Genomic DNA, 20,206 nt, shown 5'->3' with positions numbered 1-20,206 from the left:
ATGACATGGCATGAATTTAGAAGAATTATTTCAGGACAGTGAATTATTTCATCTGCCACATTTTGTAACAAGCCTGGCAATAGGTTTGCTGATCGGTATTGAACGAGAGCGCAGTTCAGCTGCAAAAGCGGGAGTGAGGACATTCGCACTGGTTGCGATGTTTGGCACACTCGCCGCCATGTTGTCGGAAAAAACGGGCGCACCCTGGTTCCTGGTAGGCGGGTTGCTGATTGTGGGAATAATGACTATTACTGCTTATATTCGCACGAACTCCGAAAGCGCTACTGATCCGGGCACAACGACTGTTGTTGCAATTGCAATATGTTACGGTTTGGGGGCCATTGTCTGGTATGGCGATACAACTCTGGCAGTCATGCTGGCCATTATTGCTACAATATTGTTGTATTTCAAAGCGGAACTGCATGGCATTACCCAGAATCTGGGGCGGCGTGATCTGGTTTCTATTTTGCAGTTTGCAGTACTGACGTTTATTATTCTTCCTGTATTGCCCGATGAAGAATATGGTCCCTACCAGGCTTTAAATCCGTATCAGATATGGCTGATGGTGGTATTGATTTCTGGTGTCAGTCTGTCAGGTTATGTGGCGTTGCGATTGGTAGGAGAACGTCACGGTGCGGTATTGCTGGGTTTGCTTGGTGGTCTGGTCTCCAGTACGGCAACCACCCTCGTATACACAAGATTGAGCAGTAACAGTCAATCTTTCGTGCAATTGGCAATTGTAGTTATTTTAATTGCCAACCTGACCGTTTTGATTCGTCTGACGTTCGTCAGTTCAGTCGTTTCGGTCAATATATTGCCGCAACTGCTGCCGGTACTGGGGGCCGGTTTATTGTTCGGTACTGGTGTTGCGCTATACTGGTGGTATCGGCTTCGTGAACATAGTGATATGCCCGTACCGGAAATCAATAACCCGACAGAGTTGCGCACGGCTGCAGGGTTCGGGGTATTGTATGCCATTGTGTTGTTTCTCGCGGCATGGTTATCCGATGTGGCCGGCGTTCACGGCTTGTATGCTGTTGCACTCGTTTCCGGTTTGACAGATGTCGATGCCATTACACTGACTAGCCTGCGCTTGTTTGAACTGGGTAAGCTTGAAGCAGCCGAAACGGTAACCGCTATTTCTCTGGGTATCATATCTAATATTGCTTTTAAGATTGGCCTGATCGCTTTTATCGGCAACTCATTCATTGTCTGGCGTTGCGCAACCGGCATGCTCGCCACCGCTGCAGGTATCGGACTGGCGTTGATCGTTCTTGTTTTGTAACTGTATTTTGGTGTGGCTATCTACCAGATTAAGCCTGAGTGCGAGAAATCAGAACAGGAATACCCTTTTTTTCCCGAATTGCCTGCTTTAATGTTTCATAATCGATTTCAAAATTGCTGGAGAGATTCTTTTGGCTTTTTTTGTTTGCCAGAAATTCATTGACGGCATCAAAGACGCTTTGCTGATAGTCGGAATACTTTGCTTCGTCTTCTTCCAGCGGCGGATGCAGCTCGATATATAGCTGGTTGAGAAGCCAGCCCAATTTGATTGGCTGATTGACAATATTCACCTGGGTTCCGACCGGAACATTGCCAAACAGGTGTTCGATGTCTTCCGGATACAAGCGGATGCAGCCTGACGATACACGCATACCAACTCCGTAAGGTTTTACCGTGCCGTGAATCAGGTAACTGCCAGAGCCAATGCTCAGCCGCATGGCGTAGCGGCCCAGGGGATTGTCAGGCCCAGGGGGCACGACATTGGGAAGTGGCGGTTCGCCATTGGCAATCCGGTCTTTCTTGATGGATTCCGGAGGTGTCCAGGTTGGATCCTTTTTTTTCTCGGTAATTCGTGATATACCAAGCGGCGTTTCCCAATCCATTCTGCCAATACCGATCGGAAATGTCATGACCACAGGCTTTTCACCTTTTCCAGGCGTCGGGAAATAATATAAACGCATTTCCGGTAGATTCAGGACGAGTCCTTTGCGATCAGCCATGGGGAATATATGCCTGCTGGGTAAAACCACTGTCGAACCATCTTCAGGCATCCAGCGGTCGACATCGGGGTTGGCCTGTACGATCTCGGTTTGACCAATGTCATACATGCGCGCAATATCAAGCAGCGTGTCCGTGCGGCCAGCCTGAGTTGTGCGTATCTGGCCAAAAATATCGATATCCTCAGGAGGCAGAACCCACGTTTCAGCACGCGCGGTTGTATACGCAAAATAGATAAAAAAGGTGAAAAACAGTAAAAAGATTCTAACCATGTCGTTATTTTGCCTGTTATTCGAAGTAGATCGTTACAGGCCGAATAATAACTGATATTTTTAGTTTAAAACAGGTGAATAGAATCCGCTTTATGTTGATACTTTATAAAACAACAGAGACAGTGTCTGTATCATAGTAAAGTCAGGTAACTAAACACTCAATGCCTGATGCACTAAAAAATTACGGTATGGTTTTTTACAGCCAGATTCCAGGGCCGGCTATACACGTGAACCTGTCGGGTGGTCTGTTGTTGATCATTGACTAACTGGCCATCGATATGTGTCCAGCCCAGAATTCCCTCGCTCAGGTTGTAAGCATCAAGCCCCTGCTGTCGCAACTGACGGGTGTACTGGCCACTGCGGTAACCAATCGTGCAATAGACAACAATCGTCCGGTTTTGGTATTTGGCGGGTTTGTCTTCGAAATCGTCCTTGGTGATAGCACCCGGTATTACGGAAATGCGGCGTTCTTCCGGTGTGCGAACATCAACGAGCACAAGTTCAGAATTTGTTTTGTCTAATAACGGGTACAGCGATTTATTGGAAATGGTGGGAATGTCGCCGAATTGGACTGCTACCAGCGCGTATGCAGTTTTCAGGAACACTGATGATGAAACCGCGCATGCTATGGCCAGGCCAGTCAAACCAAGTAAAAAAACACTTGTGATATATCTGATGGTTCTCATACCCGGTCAACTGCTATGCTGAAAAGGAAAAATAAATTTTTCGGGCGGATTTTCTGGTAAAAGCAGTTTGAGAAAGAAAATACGAGTATTCAGATAAAGATTCTGAATCGGGCCTATATCTGGAAATATAGACCCGGGTGAAAATCAATATTCACTAACAGGTATATCGGCATCAGCAACGATTTTCTGTGCCTTCCCGCAATTTACACGAACGATTTTTCCATCCTTCGTTTTTGTCATGCTTTTAACCGTTTCGGTGGGCTTTTTGTCTTTGCAGTTCATCCAGTTCAAAATATCTTCAGCTGAAACCGGGGTCAGTTCAGATTCCAGATTTCCACTGGCCATTGTGGTTGTTGAGCCAAAAATAAACAATGCGGCTAACGCAGCAATTACCATTTTTTTCATTTTAGTTCCTCTCTCCTTAATTAATTTTTTAAAATCACTTTACCCTGTCTGGTTGCGCCCAGGTAATGCGATATGCCATAACTAAAGCTTGAATACCTTAATCATGACCGTAACATAAAGGCCACGACAATATGACAGATATAAAATATCACTTTACTATTTTACTTTTTTATTTTGCGTTTGCAATATTAACACTCCATATAATTGCAGTCTAGGCTGTTGTTCTTTGTTGAATTTGCGGGCGGAATGTTGATATGTGTGTCAGCGAGAAATTCCGTCCCGAGTGTCAAAAAACGATACACTTGACGGATAATCGAAAAATACCGATAGAATTAAGCGTCTACACGTATACAGATTACTAACTACACATTACTCTAAAATGATTTGGAAACCGAATGTAACCGTTGCCGCTGTAGTTGAGCAAGAAGGCAAATTCCTGCTGGTAGAAGAAACCGTGTTACCAGAGACTGTTCCATTACTGAACCAACCAGCCGGTCATCTGGAAGCAGGTGAATCGCTGGTTCAAGCTGTTGCCAGAGAAACACTTGAGGAGACGGGCTATACGTTTACGCCCGAATGGCTGGTAGGTATATATCACTGGCATTCCAGCGACAATAATACGACTTACCTGCGCTTTGCATTTTCAGGGTTTGTCTCGGATTTCGACCCGGATTACGTGCGTGAAGCATGTATAGTGAATGCGGGCTGGTATGCAATGTCGCAGATTGATGAATTGATCATGCGTCATCGAAGCCCGCTCGTAAAACAGTGTATTCAGGATTTTTCTGCAGGAAATCGCTATCCACTCGAAATATTGATGCATTACAACTGATTTGATGTGATGAAAAAGAAGCAAGTCATTGTGGGTTTGTCGGGTGGTGTTGATTCGTCGGTTGCGGCCTACCTGCTCAAGCAGCAGGGATATGCAGTTACCGGTTTGTTTATGAAAAACTGGGAAGAGGATGATACGGACACATACTGCTCTTCGCGGCAGGATCTTCTGGATGCAGTCTCCGTAGCGGATATACTGGATATTCCTATTGAAACGGTGAATTTCTCAGATGAGTATAAGGACAGGGTGTTTTCAAATTTTCTGGCCGAGTACAAAGCCGGGCGCACCCCCAATCCTGATGTGCTATGTAATGCCGAGATCAAATTCAAGGCTTTTCTGGATCATGCGCATCAATTGGGTGCTGATTATATAGCCACAGGCCACTATGCACAGGTAAGGGCATTTGGCGGCACATTTCAATTACTTAAAGGAGAAGACGGCACCAAAGACCAGAGTTATTTCCTGCACCGTCTGAACCAGCAACAGCTGGCCAGGACATTGTTTCCGATTGGCCATTTATATAAGCGTGAAGTGCGCAGGATTGCCGGCAGCCTGAAATTGCCAAATAGCGCCAAAAAAGACAGCACAGGTATCTGTTTTATTGGAGAGCGGCCATTCCGGGAGTTTCTGAGCCGTTATTTGCCGCACGAGCCGGGCGATATTCAGACACCCGAAGGTGATATCGTCGGTAAACATCTTGGTCTCATGTACTATACAATTGGGCAAAGACAGGGGCTGGGCATCGGCGGGACGCGCAACGGTACTGATGAACCCTGGTTTGTCTGCGGCAAGAACATGGAAAAAAATGCACTGATCGTCGTCCAGGGCCACGAGCACCCCAGTTTATTGCAACCGTCTCTTGCGGCAACAGATTTGACCTGGGTTAGCGGTGAAAGACCGCACTGTGACTGGGTCTATGCCGCCAAAACCCGTTACCGCCAGAAAGATGCGCCCTGCACCATTGCTGAATTCAATGGTGCAGAATGCCGGATTGACTTTGCGCAGGATCAATGGGCAGTTACACCCGGGCAGTCTGTGGTGGTCTATGAAAGCAATATATGTTTGGGGGGCGGCATCATAGTCGAATAGCTCCTCCGATATTGGTTTTGTTTTGAATCGGAAATATTATGTATCCTTTTATTATTGAACGACTCATTGAGGTATCGAATGCTGAAGCAAATGGTGATGCTGTGGTTGTTGATGTTGATTGTAAGCACAGTCACGGCAGCGGAACAGGATTTTCTCGAAGAAATTGAAAGTAGCGCACGTGCATGGCTGGGTTTGAATGATGAGGGGCGTTACGTTGAAAGCTGGAAAAATTCTTCTGAGCATTTTCGGAATAAAATGACCGAATCCGCCTGGATCAAGAAAGCTGGTGAGATCAGGAAACCGCTTGGTGCAATGGAAGCCAGATATATTGCGACCGCTGGCCAGGCAAAAAAGCTGTCCGGTCTGCCGGAAGGAGAATATGTTGTGCTCCAGTTCTATACGACATTCAAGGAACGGACGCTGGCATTGGAGACGGTCACCCTCGCAAAAGAAAAGGATGTTGTCTGGCGGGTTGCCGACTATGCGGTTAAATAAAACCATTCAGTACCAATGTCCTGTGAATTGATACTATACCGTTTGTTTTTTATAGAGTTTCTAAAAGGAGAGTATGATGAAACTATGCATAAGGGTCTGGGTCTCAGCAGTGTGTTTGCTGGGGCTGCTTTTTAGCGTCAATCCGGTTGCCGCCGCGACGACCAACGAAATTGAAACAGTTTTCAACTGGGCTGAAAATAATTTCCCCGAACTTTTTCCAGAGCATCGAACGACCCAGATGATAGATCCCTGGGCATTCAGGTTTTATCCATCAACAGGCATTTACACGGGGATCAAAAATGATGAGGTATATGTACTGGGAGGGCCATGGGGTACGGACAGTCCGACGTTTATTGCCACTCTTCCCGGCTTGTTGTCCCAGATACAGGGAACCGGTGGTAATGGCAGCGTACCTGCATGTGACAGCACCGCTGAACTTCCTCAGGGTATGGTGATTACCCAGAATGGCAATATCGTCAATATCACGACGAATGGACAGTGTATTACGCTGCCGGACTCTTCTGAAAATACCAATTTTTGTGAACCCCCCGCGCCTCCGCAGCCGACAGGAATTTCTGTTTTGAGCACCGTTAATATTACGTCATTTCAAACGACCGGTATTACAATCGATTTGCCTGGTTTTCCGAATCCGCTGGATACGTTCGCGCAGGATTCATCCAGTTGTATCATCAATGCTCAGGAAGACGCGGACAATCTGGTAGTAAACAGCGACATCTGCTTTGATGTGACTAATCAGCTTGCTTCTTTACCCAGTGTGCCGGGTATAAGTGTCAATCCGCCGGTGACGGTTTCAACAGTTTCTTCGAGTACCAGCCAGCGTGTATCAGATTGCTTTGCGACTGCAGCTTCGTTTATTACGGATGCGTATACGGGTGAAACCTGGGTCAATGTCAACGGCAGTTTTGTACCGAGCACGGATTTGGGTGCCGGCTTCTGATTGTTACGTGCCGCCATGTGTCAGCTTTAAAACAGGTTTTCTTCAAATCCGGCATGTCCTGCAGCTTTTTATATAGTATGAGCTGTGGATATACAGTGCCGATGAAGATTGAACGTCTGTGAGGTCAGCGTCGGTTTGCGGCATGTGGAAGAGTGTGCCATGTTAAAATCAGCATTTTCATAGCTAATGACTGATATGAGGATGTTATGCACTGTTCCCCGATTACCGCTTTGTCGCCATTGGATGGCAGATACCGGCAAAAAGTTGTTTCTTTGCAATCGTATTTTAGCGAGTTCGCATTAATACGTTTTCGCGTCCAGGTGGAAGTGGCCTGGATCATGGCTTTGAGCAATGAACCGAAGATCGCGGAGGTGCCACTGTTTTCAAATGAAACCCGCAACCGGCTCGATCAACTTGTGGCGGAATTTTCGGTGTCAGATGCGGAGGCAATAAAGTTGATCGAGGCGACAACCAATCATGATGTTAAGGCGGTGGAGTACTGGTTGAAGCAGACGCTGGCTGATAATAACGACGTATCGAATGCGGCCGGATTTATCCATTTTGCCTGTACATCTGAGGACATCAACAATCTGTCGCACGGTTTGATGCTTAAGAGCAGTCTTGAGCAGGTCATGCTGCCCGCCTTGGATGCAATTATTGCCAAGCTGGTCATGCTGGCGCATCAACTGGCGGATATGCCGATGCTGGCGCGCACACATGGCCAACCTGCGACGCCGACAACGCTGGGTAAGGAAATCGCCAATTTTGTATATCGCCTGCAACGTACAAAAAAACAGCTTTCAGACGTGGCCATACTGGGCAAGATCAATGGAGCGGTTGGAAATTACAATGCGCATTTGTCTGCGTACCCGGAACTGGACTGGGAACATTTCGCACGTACGTTTGTGGAATCGCTTGGTCTGACATTCAATCCTTATACGACCCAGATCGAACCGCATGACACGATCGCGGAGCTGTTTGACGGATATGTGCGCATAAACACGATCTTGCTGGATATGAATCGCGATATCTGGGGATATATCTCACTCGGTTATTTCAAACAGAAAACAAAGGCAAATGAAGTCGGCTCCTCGACCATGCCGCACAAAGTAAACCCCATTGACTTTGAGAATGCCGAAGGAAATCTGGGTATTGCCAATGCTCTGTTGAGACACTTGAGTGAAAAACTGCCGGTATCCCGCTGGCAACGTGACCTGACGGATTCCACTGTGTTGCGCAACATGGGTGTCGCGCTGGGTCATACGTTGCTTGCTTATGATTCCTGTATTAAAGGCCTGCACAAGCTGGAAGCCAATCCGGAGCAGTTGTCGCACGATCTAAACAATGCCTGGGAGGTTCTGGCCGAGCCGATCCAGACAGTCATGCGACGCTATGCGATAGCGAACCCCTACGAACAGTTAAAGGCGTTGACGCGTGGCAGGCGTGATATTACCCGGGAGGTGCTGCATCAGTTTATACGTGATTTGCCAATTCCCGAAGCAGAAAAAAATCATTTGCTTGCCATGACACCGCAGAACTATACGGGCAAGGCCAGCGAACTGGCACGGAAAATAACGACCGACTAGGCGGTAAAAAACAGCAGAACAATCCGGCCAGAAACTGTTTTGGCCGGACAGGTGATTTTTTTTGCTAAAAACCTTGAAATCCACGAAATAGTCCCAATAACCCCCTGATAATCATTAGGAGGAACGATGCAAAATTCACAGAATCCGCAAGATACACAACCAAATGAGTCTGAAAATGCGACAGATAATCATAATGTTGATGGGTCCGAAGCTGTTGATGAAACGATACAGGTAGCACATGTTGCCGGTGAGGGCGAGGTGCAGGCAGAGGCGAAGGCAGACGCACAGCCTGATCTGGAGCAGTTATTGAAAGCGGCTGAACTCAAAGTTGCAGAGCATCATGATGCCTGGATGCGTGCGAAAGCAGAAACGGAAAATATCCGCAAGCGTGCGCAGAGTGATGTTGCGAATGCCCACAAATATGCTGTTGAGAATTTTTCTACTGAATTGCTGACTGTCATGGATAGTCTGGAAGCCGCACTGGCAGTTGAGAATGCCAGCGTCGAAAACTACAAAAACGGTATGGAATTGACACAGAAACAATTAACGGCCGTGTTTAATAAGTTCAATATCACAGTGATTGATCCGGCGGGCGAGAAATTCGATCCACATCAGCATCAGGCGATGTGCACCGTCGATTCCGAGCAGGAGCCAAATACAGTGGTACAAGTGATGCAAAAGGGTTACAAGCTGCATGACAGGGTTATCCGTCCCGCGCTTGTGATGGTTTCCAAGGCAAAGGATGCCTGATTAGCCTTGAAATTTAATAATGTATCTCCATTTATCTGATTAATTCATAGACAGTTTTTTATAAGGATTTAAACATGGCAAAAATTATTGGTATCGATCTCGGTACGACCAATTCCTGTGTGGCGATAATGGAAAGCGGCAAGCCCAAGGTGATAGAAAATTCGGAAGGTGCACGGACGACGCCGTCAATCGTTGCCTATACTGAAGACAACGAGATTCTGGTCGGTGCCTCTGCAAAGCGCCAGGCCGTTACGAATCCCAAAAATACCTTGTTCGCAGTAAAGCGGCTTATCGGACGTCGTTTTGACGAGAAAATGGTACAAAAAGATATCAAAATGGTGCCCTATAAAATCATTAAGGCCAATAATAACGATGCGTGGGTTGAAGTGCGCGACAAAAAAATAGCGCCGCCTGAGGTATCTGCGCAGGTGCTGAAGAAAATGAAGAAAACCGCAGAAGATTATCTGGGTGAAACGATAACGGAGGCGGTGATTACTGTCCCTGCGTATTTTAATGATTCACAGCGTCAGGCCACCAAGGACGCCGGTAAAATTGCCGGTCTGGAAGTTAAGCGGATTATTAATGAGCCGACAGCTGCTGCATTGGCATTTGGTCTGGATAAAAAAGAAGGCGACCGTAAGATCGCAGTTTACGATCTCGGTGGCGGCACGTTTGATATTTCGATAATCGAAATTGCCGAAGTTGAGGGTGAGCATCAGTTTGAAGTGCTGGCGACCAATGGCGATACTTTCCTGGGCGGTGAGGATTTTGATTCGCGCGTTATCGAATATCTGGTTGAAGAGTTTAAAAAAGAGACCGGCATTGATCTGAAGCAGGACATGCTGGCGCTGCAGCGCCTGAAAGACGCAGCGGAGAAGACCAAAATTGAACTGTCCTCAAGCCAACAGACCGAAGTAAATCTGCCATATATAACTGCGGATTCAAGCGGACCCAAGCATATGGCGATCAAAATTACGCGCGCCAAACTTGAAAGCCTGGTTGAAGAATTGATTGAACGCACAGTAGAGCCCTGCCGCGTTGCCATGAAAGACGCAGGTGTGACAGCGTCGGAAATTGACGATGTTATCCTGGTTGGTGGCCAGACCCGGATGCCGAAAGTCCAGGAAAAAGTCAAAGAGATTTTTGGCAAAGATCCCCGCAAGGACGTCAATCCGGATGAGGCAGTTGCAGTAGGCGCCGCAATTCAGGGCGGTGTGCTGCAGGGTGATGTCAAGGATGTACTGTTGCTTGATGTTACTCCATTGTCGCTCGGTATTGAGACGCTCGGCGGTGTGATGACCAAGCTGATCCCGAAAAATACGACGATTCCGACCAAAGCGCAACAGGTCTTCTCGACTGCTGAAGACAATCAGACTGCAGTTACCATACATGTGTTGCAGGGTGAGCGCGAGATGGCTTCCGGTAACAAGAGCCTGGGTCAGTTCAATCTGACGGATATTCCACCTTCACCGCGTGGTATGCCGCAGATTGAAGTTGCCTTTGACATCGACGCCAACGGGATATTGCATGTGTCGGCGAAAGACAAGGCCACTGGCAAGGAGAACAAAATCAAGATTCAGGCCAGCTCAGGATTGTCTGAGGAAGAAATCGAACGCATGGTTAAGGACGCCGAGGCGCATGCAGAAGAGGATCACAAAATCCTGGAGCTGGTCTCCAGCCGCAACCAGTGTGACGCTATTATTCATTCCGTAAAAAAATCACTGAGCGAACATGGCGACCAGTTGGATGAAACGGAGAAATCCAAAATAGAAGATGCGCTAAAGGATGCAGAGGAAGCGTTGAAGTCTGACGACAAGGATGAGATCGATGCAAAAACACAGGCGCTGACAGAAGCTTCGCACAAGCTGGCTGAAAAAATGTACCAGAGCCAGGAACCGCAATCGCAGCAATCCGATGCAGGAGCATCGTCTTCAGGAAAAGACGAGAAATCTGTAGAAGGAGATGTTGTCGATGCTGAGTTTGAGGAAGTGAAAGACAAAAAATAACTGCTGATCCCGTATCCTAGGCGCAGAGCGCGAGAAAAGGAAAAAATTCCTTGTCGCGCTCTGCGTTTTGGTGCTTGTTCAGAAAGTGATATGAATTCGAAACAACATATCAGAACCAATATGATAATAGAAACTAGACATGGCTAAGCGCGATTATTACGAAATACTTGGTGTCAACCGTGATGCTGACGACAGTACGATAAAAAAGGCCTATCGCAGGCTGGCGATGAAGCACCACCCTGACCGTAATGCGGGTAATGTGAAATCGGAAGAATTATTCAAGGAAGCCAAAGAGGCCTACGAAATTCTCTCTGATCCGAATAAGCGTGCCGCCTATGATCAGTTCGGCCATGCCGGCGTGGATACCAGCGCAGCCGGTGCCGGAGCAGGCAGTGCCCAGGGTTTTGCGGAGGCATTCGGCGATATTTTTGGCGGGCGTGGCGGGCGTTCCAGTGTACACAGAGGCTCCGATTTACGTTACAGCCTGGAGATTTCTCTGGAACAGGCAGCCCGTGGCACTGAAACAAAAATTCGTATCCCGACCATGGATACCTGTAGCGCCTGTCATGGAGAAGGCAGCAAGCCGGGTAGCAAGCCCCAGACCTGTCCGACCTGCCACGGTCACGGCCAGGTCAGAATGCAGCAGGGGTTTTTTTCGATTCAACAAACCTGTCCGAAGTGTCATGGCAACGGCAAAATTATCACGGACCCGTGCAGTACCTGTCATGGTACCGGACGGGTGAAACGGCATAAGACATTGAACGTGAAAATACCGGCAGGTGTTGATGAGGGCGATCGCATACGTGTATCAGGAGAGGGTGAAGCAGGTGTTAATGGTGGACCGCCAGGTGATCTTTATGTTGTGATTCATCTGGCGTCACACCCGGTTTTTCAACGCGATGGCGATCATCTGCATTGCGAGATTCCCATCAGTTTTACAACAGCCGCTTTGGGTGGAGAAATCGAAGTGCCGACGCTTGAGGGGCATGCGCGAATCAAGGTGCCTGCCGAAACTCAAACCGGTAAAATTTTCCGCTTACGGAGCAAGGGCATCAAGGGTGTGCGAAGCCACGACAAGGGAGACCTGCTGTGTCATGTGATTGTCGAAACCCCTGTGAAACTGACTGCGCGGCAAAAAGAGCTGTTGGAAGAACTCGAGTCTATCAGCCAGAAGGACAACTCCCGTCACAGTCCACGCGCCAAATCATGGATGGATAAAGCTCGCGAATTTTTTTCGGATTAAGTGACTGGGTTAAAATCGCGGATATTGCCGCCCGTACCCGATTGAATCCGGCAAAAAATATAATGACACAATTGCGGAATCTGTTCAGTTGCTGCGTGCTGAGCCTGGTTATCTCATCAGGTCACAGTGAGACAACGGGCGGCGGCGTTACACAGACTGCAAGCAATAACAGCGATGGAGGGTTACACATTGATTCCAGTCATGTGCGTATCGAATTGACCCTGCAACAATACGAGGCAGGGTTAAAACGCCTGGAAAAAGAGGCTGAAACACGTTATGTCAATGCACTTGCCAATAATCAACAACACTCGGAAGCAGAAGCGCAACTGCATGTTATCCAAACCCGTTTGCAGAATATCGAACAAAGCTACCGGTCGCATATCGAAGACTTGCGAAATCGTATCGAACAGCTGGAATCCGTTCGCGGCCAGATATCCGGTCAGCTGCTGAATCGGGTCCAGCAGGCACTGGCCGGCGGCGATCGCCGGCAGGCCGCACAATGGTTGTATCAGATCGAGGTCCAGTCGGCTGGTGTCAATCGCGTTACCGCAGAAACAAACTACCAGCGCTGCCAGATCGCCAAGGATGCCATGCGCTATCCCCAGGCGCTTACCTTGTGCCAGCGTGCCGCACATCTCGCGCCTGACAGGGCGGATTACCTTTCAGAGCTGGCTGGTCTGGCGCAAACGCTGGGCGACTACGAACAGGCAGCCGGGTATTATGAGCAGGCACTGACCAGCTATCTCAAAACGCATGGGGAAGACCATCCCGTCGTTGCGGTGAGTCGCAATAATCTGGGCACGATCTGGGACGCGCTGGGTGAGTATAAAAAAGCCATCGGCTACTATGAACAGGCACTGGCCAGCGATATCAAAGCCCACGGGGAGCACCACCCCGATGTGGCGATAGACCGCAATAATCTGGGAATGGCCTGGTATGCGCTGGGTGAATATAGAAAGGCCATTGTCTATCTCGAACAGGCACTGGCCAGCGACATCAGAACCTACGGAAAAGACCATCTCCAGATTGCCACATACCACAATAATCTGGCCGGTGCCTGGCATGCGCTGGGCGACTATGAAAATTCCCATGATCACTTGGAGCAGGCGCTGAAGATTTTTGAGAAAATTCTGGGAGAGAACCACCCGAATACAAGTGGCGTACGGGCAAATTACCAGCAATTGCAGTCGGACATGCAGGATCTGGACGACGAATCCGGTTCCGGTTCCGGTTCATCTGAATAGGGTGACATAACAGTTGAGCTTTACCGGAATCTGATCGGAATAAAGATAGTAAATACGGTAATTAGGGGTCAAATCTATTTATTAACAATATATGTTTCTTTGCTGACATCAAATACAAAATGCAAATTAATGATACTTTGGGAAAATAGTAACGTCATAAATTGTTGCTGTAAGGGAAAAATGCTTGCGTGTGCGGGAAATAATGTTCAATAGAATAATAAAGTGGGAACTTTTGACAACAGGTTGTTGTAATTGTGTGAAAGAAACGTTGAAAATGTTTGCGTGTTAACTTGCCGTTAAGTAAGCTAAACCTTGCGCAGGGTATGGATTTTCTCTTCGTGCCGCAATCTTTCAAGGATGGAATGCGAATTTTGTCCTTAAATAATAATGAATCAGAATTTCAAAATTAGGGAGGATTACGCTTTGGTTACGCAAACTAAAATGAGAATGAAGGAACTGACGCTCGCTGTTTGCGGCGCGTTTCTTGTTTCATCGCTGGCCCATGCTGATACAAGCACGACCAGCACAACTAAGCCCTATGGACATCAGAGTTATGCCGATTTGGTAGACGAAATCGCCGGGGATGAAGATGTGGGATTGGTGGAGAGCCTGACAGGCTATAAATATAACGAATCATCATTCATGCAGGCTTTGGGTGTAAAATTCGGTGGCTGGACGGAAATCGGTTTTGCAGGTAATACCGGCACTTCAAAGAGTTCTCATGGCAATGGTCCGGTTACATTTAATGATGGGCCGAATGAATTCAAATTGCATCAGGTCTATGGTTATATCGAGCGGGAAGTTGATACCACATCGAAGTCAATCAGTTTTGGTTTCCGTGCGGATCTTTTGTACGGTACCGATGCGCGTTTTACAACAGCATCAAATTTTGATACCAACATTCTGAATGATACGAACCAGCGTAAGCTGGCGTTTCCTCAGGCTTATGTGAACGTGTTTCTGCCTGTGGGTAATGGACTGACTGCAACAATGGGCCATTTTTATACGCTGATTGGATATGAAGTGGTGCCTGCGGCTGGCAATTTCTTTTTCTCGCATGCTTATACCATGCAATATGGTGAACCTTTCACGCATTCGGGTGGTTATTTGACTTATCAGCTAACCGATAACATTACACTGAGAGGTGGTGCTGTAACTGGATGGGATGCGCATTTCAATCAGCCAGTAAATTTCCTGGGTAGTGTTGCTTATGCGACTGACGATGAAAGAACTTCGCTGACTGCATCGTTGATTACGGGTAGCGTAGAAACCGGAAGCCCGCACGACGACCATAACCGCACCATGTACAGTATTGTGCTGGAGCATGACATCACCGACCGGTTGCATTACGTATTGCAGCATGATCTGGGTGTAGAGAGTGGTACGTCAACGAACAGTTCTGCAGAATGGTACGGCGTCAATCAATATCTGTTTTACGATATCATGCACAATCTGGCAGCAGGTTTGCGTATGGAATGGTTTCGCGATGATGATGGCACTCGTGTAAACAGTTTTGCTGAAAATTATATTGGTGTGACGGGCGGACTGAACTACACACCTATAGCGGGCTTTACTATCCGACCGGAAGTCAGATATGACCGTACGACGGAGAACAATGCTTTTGATAACTTCAGGGATAACGATCAAATCATGTTATCAGTCAGTGGAATTTTCCGCTTCTGAGTTCAATCGTTTTTTGTAAGATACCAGGAAGAAAAGGAATTATGGCAATAATAATTTCTTTCTTCCTGATTTGCTGCTTTCTGGCCTTTCGGCCTTTAATTACGATATTTAGAGCTGTTTAATTTCTTAATCGTAATTCGTTTGTCCGGACACTCAGGCTCTTGAGTGTTCACGGATACTGCGGCAGTTTGCTGGCAACCTTATAAAACAGTACCCGCCGGCAGAAAGAATGTGTAAGAAAGCACTGTAATGAGTGCAACTACACCAATAATTTTGATTAAAGCCATATCTGATTCTTTGTTTACTCTCATCTGATTATTCCTCATAACAACGTAACTCTGTATAGAGTTGATAATAACCTTATCATCCTCTCGTTCTATTAGGTTGACAATGCGAACGAAATGAATGAACTACTCGATTAGATAAGCTGTCGTTTAAATAATTACAACAGATTTATAATTGCCAATATCCATTTGTAATAAATACATTTTATATATCAGTTCAAATGACTGTTATCAGCTTTACTTTATCTTATCTTTTATTTAGAGCGAATCATACAGACATAAATTCAACACGATAAGTACCAAATATTGAATTATATTGTTTCCTTTTGGTTGACAATAAACTGGTGATAGTTTGTGATGCAGGATCTTAATCTTTTTGTGATTTTCGCGCGCGTCGTTGAATCAGGCAGTTTTGCTGAAGCTGCACGCAGAATGCGTATTTCGCGCTCGGCAGTCAGCAAGGCAATATCAAAGCTGGAAAAAAATCTTGGCGCCCAGTTGTTGAATAGAAGTACCCGTGATCTCAGCTTGACCGAGGCAGGCGCTGTTCTGGCAGAGCATTCAGCACATATTCTTGATGAAGCAGAGCAGGCGGAACGTGTAGTCAACAGCTTGCAGGCCGAGCCGCGTGGTATGCTCAAAGTCAGCGCGTCTGTGGCTTTTGGCACGCTTCATGTAGCGCCTGCGCTGGCGGATTTTTTGTCCAGATATCCCGAAATACGGATTGATCTGACGATTACTGATCGTCCCGTTGACCTGATTGGTGAAGGTTATGACGTGATTATCCGGGTTACCAATGAGCCGGATCTTAATCTGGTTGCGCGCAAGCTGGCGCCCGTTCGTCGAAAATTATGTGCGACGCCTGAGTATTTCGAGAAAAACGGCGTCCCACAAACACCAGAGGATTTAATTGAACATAATTGCCTGGACTATACCCTTTCCGGTGAGCAGGGATACTGGAATTTTACCGGGCCGGAGGGTGTGATTGCAGTGCCCGTTTCGGGAAACTTGCGCATCAACGATGACGACGCCCTGTCCCAGGCGGTACTGGGCGGCCTTGGTATCGCGTTATTACCTACTTTTACAGTTGGCAAGGATCTGCAAAGCGGTAAACTGCAGGCAGTGCTGTCGGAGTATATCGCGGTGGAGCGCTATGTTTATGCGTGTTATCTTCCCAGCCGACACGTTCCGGCCAAGGTGCGCTCTTTTATCGATTTTCTGCTGATGCGTATCGGCACTGTACCCTACTGGGATAAAGATGCCTGAATGAACTTGCGCAAACCGGTTTCTGGTGCAGGAACGTGTCAGGGACGGTAATGCCTTAGTTGATTGAGCAGGGCTGCCAGATCGTTCGGCAGCTCCGACTGCCAGCGCATCTCATGTGCGTTTCCAGGGTGGATCAACGCCAGTTGCCAGGCATGTAACGCCTGTCTGGGAAATGCTGTCAGCAATTGTCCGATTTCTGCGGATATTTTACGAGGCTTGCCGCTATAAACGGGATCACCCACCAATGGATGATGAATGGAGTGCATATGAACACGAATCTGATGCGTGCGCCCGGTTTCCAGACTACACTGCAGCAATGAACAGCCTGCCAGTGATTCAACCAGTTTATAGTGTGTTCGGGCGGTCTTTCCGCGTGATGTTATCGCCATTTTGGTGCGATGGACCGGATGACGGCCTACGGGGGCATCGACAGTGCCATTTGAATTTACCTGACCCAGTACCAGGGCGAGGTAATCACGTTTGACTGTACGCTGTTGTAACTGGCGCACCAGCTGGAATTGCGCTTCTACCGTTTTGGCAATGATCAGCAGTCCGCTGGTGTCTTTATCCAGTCGGTGAACAATGCCCGCCCGCGGTACATTTTCCAGTTGCGGTGCATGGTGCAGCAAAGCATTCAGCAGTGTGCCCTGCCGGTTACCATTGCCGGGATGCACTACCATGCCAGCGGGTTTGTCGACGACTAAAATCGTATCGTCTTCATGAATGATATTTAAAGCAATCGCCTCGGCGCTGTGAACTGTCGGCGATTCGGTTAAGTCCGGACAAACCAGGACATGTTCATTGCCCCATACTTTTTGTTTTGCCGTGCACAATTGATTGTCCAGTTTGACGCGTTCTTGCGCAATCCAGGTCTGAATGCGGCTACGCGACCAGTCCGGCAGCAGTCTGGCCAGGGCCTGGTCCAGGCGCATACCAGCGCAATTCATCGGTATCAGCAAATCGATGATGGACTCGCAGTTTCTGTCCCATGAGGTGGGCAATGGTTTTGCGCTATAATGATCGCCAGGTTTCATGTTTTTGACGAAGGATATCATGTTGCATCACGTAACTTTAGTCTTGATGGTAATTTCGGTACTGTCCGCATGTGGTTTGCTGCCTGAGCAAAGTGAAGATACACATAACTGGTCTGCCAACAAATTTTATACCGAGGCGAAAGAAAAGCTGAACAATGGTAATTATGAAGCGGCGATCAAGCTGTTTGAAGGACTGGAAGCGCGATATCCCTATGGTCGCTACGCCCAGCAGGCACAGCTTGAAACCGCATATGCGCATTACAAGGATCTGGAGCCGGCTTCTGCTATCGCCGCAGCCGATCGCTTTATTAAACTGCATCCGAACCATCCCAACGTTGACTATGCCTATTATATCAAGGGATTGGCCAATTATCATGATAACTGGGGAATAATGAGTTTTATGATGCGCGGTTTTCTCAAGCAGGATATGAGCGAGCGTGACTCCAAGGCTTCACGCGAATCCTTCGACAACTTCAGGGAACTGGTCAAGCGTTTTCCGGACAGCAAGTATGCTGCGGATTCGCGGCAGCGTATGGCGCATTTATTAAATGTGATTGCCATGAACGAAGTTCACGTGGCGCGTTATTACATGAAACGCAAGGCTTATGTCGCTGCAGCAAACAGGGCGCAATTCGCGGTGCGGGAATACCCGCGTACACCAGCAACCGAAGAAGCGCTCTACATTATGGCGCAGGCGTATAACGCTCTGGGCATGCACGATCTGAGCGACGATGCCGAACGTGTTTTAAAGCAAAACTTTCCCGATAGTGAATTTCTCGAGGATATCCATGAAACCGAGAACCCGCCCTGGTGGAAAATCTGGTGACCGCTCTATCGGGTTTATTGATCGTCGCGTAAGTGTACGGTCATTACATCACATTCTGCATGGAAAATAACATTCTTGGCGGTTGATCCTATGAGGGCAGCGAGTCCGTGACGGCCGTGTGAACCGACAACTATCAAGTCGAATTTTTCCCGCAGTGCGAAGCGGGTGATTTCTTCTTGAGGTGCTCCCCATATCAGGCAGCGACAAGCGGGTGCGACCTGCAATGCATCGCAGATCTGCATAAACTTGTTTTTTTCAGCCTGCAACAGTAAGTCCTCAGAGGAATTGTCCAGAGAAATGATGGTGCCATAGGGTGTGTCCGGCATCGGAATATTATCCAGAACATGAATAACATGCAGATCAGCATGGAAAGTATCGGCTATATATCTAGCCTGTTTGGCAACCAGGTTGCCGTAGTCGGAAAAATCAACCGCTACTAGAACTTTTTTGTAATTTTGCATAGCATATTGGTGCACATAGCGCGGACAGGTTTTTCTGCTGACTACCCGGCACTCGATTGTTTTTCTTTACGGTTCTATTATATACCGTTACCGATCAAAGGTATATGTCATTCATCGTATACCGGCTGTTTGAGATAATGGGCCAGAAATTCCAGTACCTCCTGTTCGTATGTTCTGCCCGCATATTCATGCATATTAAAATGCCCGGCACCAGGAACTATCCAGAGTTCCTTGGGCTCACGTGCAGCCGCGAACAAGCGTTCAGTTTCAAATGGGGTGGTATGTCTGTCGTTTGTACCGGAAATAAATAGTATCGGTGAATTCAGATTGTTAATATGTTGAATCGGGCTTAGCTGGTCGGTCTTCGTGTCGGTAAAAAAAGCAATTTGAGCGAGCAGTATCGGCAGAAACAAAGTTCCAGGTTCTCCGAGGAAAAGTCTCAGCCGGTTTTCTACGGCTTCTTCTAGCGTCGGGTGCAGCGACTCGAGAATTACAGCGTTTAGTCGCATGTCTTGCCGGGCAAGTACGATGGCTGCCGCACCCAGAGATACGCCGATTGCACCGATCCGTTCATTTGGGAACCTGTGGCGTAAGAACGTAATGGCCGATTCAACATTCTTCGATTCCCGAGTGCCAAATGTAATACGGGAACCCGGTGTTTCGCCATGTGCCTGCATATCAATCATCAGCACATGATAACCCTGGGCAGTCAGAAAACGGGCGCGGCTCAGCATTTCAACGCGATTGCTGCGAATGGAATGTACCAGCAGAATTGCGCCATTGCCACCTTGACCATTGACGAGCCAGCCGCGAACACTTTCTTCGTCCGTGGACGGAATGTTTACAGATTCAACAGGAAGATCTGTCAACAAGGTTTCAGTAGCAGTTGCTGCAGACCCGGTAACCACTTCGCCAACCAAAAAACTGAGTGCGACAAAAATCGCTATTACTCCGACCAGATAAATCCAAATACGTTTAATCATGTTCGTTTTAATCGTTCTGATTAGTAAGGCCTTAATGTTACAATTTAAAAGTCAAGCAGAGAATATAAAACTGTCTGTTTCGATTTGCAGTTGATGCTCAGA

General features: G+C 47.6%; 19 protein-coding genes. 13 read left to right on the top strand and 6 right to left on the bottom strand.

Features of this window, described 5'->3' with window-relative positions:
- Nucleotides 1–10: 10 nt before the first annotated feature.
- Nucleotides 11–1,285, top strand: a complete 1,275-nt coding sequence (locus BMX44_RS05940) for an MgtC/SapB family protein (RefSeq protein ID WP_090629442.1) — start codon at nucleotides 11–13, stop codon at nucleotides 1,283–1,285.
- Between the two features lie 28 nt (nucleotides 1,286–1,313).
- Here BMX44_RS05940 and BMX44_RS05935 read toward each other — a convergent pair whose 3' ends face one another.
- The 3 genes from BMX44_RS05935 to BMX44_RS05925 all read right to left on the bottom strand — a co-directional run bounded on the left by BMX44_RS05935 (nucleotide 1,314) and on the right by BMX44_RS05925 (nucleotide 3,364).
- Nucleotides 1,314–2,273: a L,D-transpeptidase family protein gene (locus BMX44_RS05935; RefSeq protein WP_090629438.1), complete on the bottom strand. Its 960-nt coding sequence runs from the start codon at nucleotides 2,271–2,273 to the stop codon at nucleotides 1,314–1,316.
- A 173-nt stretch (nucleotides 2,274–2,446) separates the two neighbouring features.
- Nucleotides 2,447–2,959 carry a rhodanese-like domain-containing protein gene (locus tag BMX44_RS05930; protein ID WP_090629434.1) on the bottom strand — a complete coding sequence of 171 codons (513 nt, stop codon included), beginning with the start codon at nucleotides 2,957–2,959 and terminating at the stop codon, nucleotides 2,447–2,449.
- A 144-nt stretch (nucleotides 2,960–3,103) separates the two neighbouring features.
- Complete coding sequence (locus BMX44_RS05925; RefSeq protein WP_090629429.1) at nucleotides 3,104–3,364, bottom strand: hypothetical protein; 261 nt, start codon at nucleotides 3,362–3,364, stop codon at nucleotides 3,104–3,106.
- A 379-nt stretch (nucleotides 3,365–3,743) separates the two neighbouring features.
- On the opposite strand from BMX44_RS05925, the gene BMX44_RS05920 reads away from it, so the two are divergent.
- The 11 genes from BMX44_RS05920 to BMX44_RS05870 all read left to right on the top strand — a co-directional run bounded on the left by BMX44_RS05920 (nucleotide 3,744) and on the right by BMX44_RS05870 (nucleotide 16,800).
- The gene (locus tag BMX44_RS05920; RefSeq protein ID WP_090629424.1) at nucleotides 3,744–4,196 is read left to right on the top strand and encodes an NUDIX hydrolase; all 453 of its coding nucleotides are present in this window, start codon (nucleotides 3,744–3,746) and stop codon (nucleotides 4,194–4,196) included.
- A 9-nt stretch (nucleotides 4,197–4,205) separates the two neighbouring features.
- The gene (gene mnmA, locus BMX44_RS05915; RefSeq protein WP_090629419.1) at nucleotides 4,206–5,285 is read left to right on the top strand and encodes a tRNA 2-thiouridine(34) synthase MnmA; all 1,080 of its coding nucleotides are present in this window, start codon (nucleotides 4,206–4,208) and stop codon (nucleotides 5,283–5,285) included.
- Between the two features lie 78 nt (nucleotides 5,286–5,363).
- Nucleotides 5,364–5,780, top strand: a complete 417-nt coding sequence (locus tag BMX44_RS05910) for a DUF4019 domain-containing protein (protein WP_090629414.1) — start codon at nucleotides 5,364–5,366, stop codon at nucleotides 5,778–5,780.
- Between the two features lie 76 nt (nucleotides 5,781–5,856).
- On the top strand, nucleotides 5,857–6,738 hold the full coding sequence (locus tag BMX44_RS05905) for a hypothetical protein (RefSeq protein WP_090629410.1): 882 nt from the start codon (nucleotides 5,857–5,859) through the stop codon (nucleotides 6,736–6,738).
- A gap of 206 nt (nucleotides 6,739–6,944) precedes the next feature.
- On the top strand, nucleotides 6,945–8,324 hold the full coding sequence (gene purB, locus BMX44_RS05900; protein ID WP_090629407.1) for an adenylosuccinate lyase: 1,380 nt from the start codon (nucleotides 6,945–6,947) through the stop codon (nucleotides 8,322–8,324).
- A 126-nt stretch (nucleotides 8,325–8,450) separates the two neighbouring features.
- Complete coding sequence (gene grpE / locus BMX44_RS05895) at nucleotides 8,451–9,074, top strand: nucleotide exchange factor GrpE (RefSeq protein WP_090629403.1); 624 nt, start codon at nucleotides 8,451–8,453, stop codon at nucleotides 9,072–9,074.
- A 74-nt stretch (nucleotides 9,075–9,148) separates the two neighbouring features.
- On the top strand, nucleotides 9,149–11,080 hold the full coding sequence (gene dnaK, locus BMX44_RS05890; protein WP_090629400.1) for a molecular chaperone DnaK: 1,932 nt from the start codon (nucleotides 9,149–9,151) through the stop codon (nucleotides 11,078–11,080).
- Nucleotides 11,081–11,219: 139 nt separating this feature from the next.
- Entirely contained in the window at nucleotides 11,220–12,323 is a 1,104-nt protein-coding gene (gene dnaJ / locus BMX44_RS05885; protein ID WP_090629395.1) for a molecular chaperone DnaJ, read from the top strand.
- A 62-nt stretch (nucleotides 12,324–12,385) separates the two neighbouring features.
- The gene (locus BMX44_RS05880; RefSeq protein WP_090629391.1) at nucleotides 12,386–13,567 is read left to right on the top strand and encodes a tetratricopeptide repeat protein; all 1,182 of its coding nucleotides are present in this window, start codon (nucleotides 12,386–12,388) and stop codon (nucleotides 13,565–13,567) included.
- A gap of 441 nt (nucleotides 13,568–14,008) precedes the next feature.
- Nucleotides 14,009–15,250, top strand: a complete 1,242-nt coding sequence (locus BMX44_RS05875; protein WP_090629732.1) for a porin — start codon at nucleotides 14,009–14,011, stop codon at nucleotides 15,248–15,250.
- Between the two features lie 641 nt (nucleotides 15,251–15,891).
- Nucleotides 15,892–16,800, top strand: a complete 909-nt coding sequence (locus BMX44_RS05870; RefSeq protein ID WP_090629386.1) for a LysR family transcriptional regulator — start codon at nucleotides 15,892–15,894, stop codon at nucleotides 16,798–16,800.
- Between the two features lie 38 nt (nucleotides 16,801–16,838).
- On the opposite strand, the gene rluD is transcribed toward BMX44_RS05870, so the two are convergent.
- Complete coding sequence (gene rluD, locus BMX44_RS05865; protein WP_245738847.1) at nucleotides 16,839–17,834, bottom strand: 23S rRNA pseudouridine(1911/1915/1917) synthase RluD; 996 nt, start codon at nucleotides 17,832–17,834, stop codon at nucleotides 16,839–16,841.
- A 19-nt stretch (nucleotides 17,835–17,853) separates the two neighbouring features.
- Between rluD and BMX44_RS05860 the strand changes: the two genes are divergently transcribed.
- Nucleotides 17,854–18,660 carry an outer membrane protein assembly factor BamD gene (locus BMX44_RS05860; protein WP_090629381.1) on the top strand — a complete coding sequence of 269 codons (807 nt, stop codon included), beginning with the start codon at nucleotides 17,854–17,856 and terminating at the stop codon, nucleotides 18,658–18,660.
- Between the two features lie 14 nt (nucleotides 18,661–18,674).
- Here BMX44_RS05860 and BMX44_RS05855 read toward each other — a convergent pair whose 3' ends face one another.
- On the bottom strand, nucleotides 18,675–19,121 hold the full coding sequence (locus tag BMX44_RS05855) for a universal stress protein (RefSeq protein ID WP_090629374.1): 447 nt from the start codon (nucleotides 19,119–19,121) through the stop codon (nucleotides 18,675–18,677).
- A 107-nt stretch (nucleotides 19,122–19,228) separates the two neighbouring features.
- The gene (locus BMX44_RS05850) at nucleotides 19,229–20,104 is read right to left on the bottom strand and encodes an alpha/beta hydrolase (protein WP_090629370.1); all 876 of its coding nucleotides are present in this window, start codon (nucleotides 20,102–20,104) and stop codon (nucleotides 19,229–19,231) included.
- Nucleotides 20,105–20,206 lie beyond the last annotated feature (102 nt).

The organism is Nitrosomonas marina, assembly GCF_900110145.1.
Lineage (GTDB): Bacteria > Pseudomonadota > Gammaproteobacteria > Burkholderiales > Nitrosomonadaceae > Nitrosomonas > Nitrosomonas marina.
This window is presented reverse-complemented; position numbering and strand designations above follow the sequence as displayed.